Source organism: Thermoanaerobacter thermocopriae JCM 7501, assembly GCF_001310975.1.
In the GTDB taxonomy this organism is placed as follows: domain Bacteria; phylum Bacillota; class Thermoanaerobacteria; order Thermoanaerobacterales; family Thermoanaerobacteraceae; genus Thermoanaerobacter; species Thermoanaerobacter thermocopriae.
The window spans coordinates 1-782 of sequence record NZ_BAZY01000077.1 but is presented as its reverse complement, the minus strand read 5'-3'; the positions used below and the strand labels follow the sequence as shown (position 1 = coordinate 782).

Below are 782 nucleotides of genomic sequence, written 5' to 3'. Positions count from 1 at the left end.
CCACTCGTATTTTATATCCGGTATCCTTATGTCTCTCTCTAAGTATATGTCTATGTACCCGCCCTCTGTTTCTCTTTCACTTATCGGCCTATAGGCTTTACTGTTTACAAGATACGTAATTAATATCACTTTGATATATTTCTCATCAAAGTTTATTATATCCCTGTTCGATAGCACCTTTAGCACATTCTGGCTTATATACTCTATATACGGTTTTATTCTCCCTTCATACGCCATCTCTTCTATGGTCTTCCTTAATTCATTTAGGTCAAGATTTATTTTGTATTCTTTCTTTAAATTCGTTTCTATATATTCCCACATTATTGTCTTGATCACGTAATTGGGTATTTTTAAAAATAATCTCGTTTTTTCTTGCATTCCTATCGTTAGTAACCCCATATAGAATAATAACGATACAAAGTATTCTTCATCATACATCCTGTCAAATGAAAATTTTGTTACTATTTCCGCTACTATTCCTTCTTCTTTTATGATCCTCTCTAATAATGCCCTATTCTCTTCATTCATCGTAAGTCTGTTTAGTCTACCATAGTCTGTCTTTACATTGTCGTCTATTAAATTTCTAGGCGGTTTTTTGTATCTTACTATGCTGTCAAGATAATACAATACCATGTCGGGATTGTATATCCTCTTCTCCGCTTCTGCACTAAATAAATACCCATCGTATAATTCTTTTAATTCTTCTAGTGATTTTTCTCTTTCTTTTTCCTCTATCCCTACTTCTTCTAATATCTTCACCACTTCTTCTTCTGTAAATCCCA

At 32.9% G+C, this 782-nt stretch carries 1 pseudogene; it reads right to left on the bottom strand.

Going from position 1 to position 782, the window contains the following annotated elements:
• Positions 1–782, bottom strand: a pseudogene (locus tag JCM7501_RS12415) (ATP-binding protein); the annotation flags it as partial.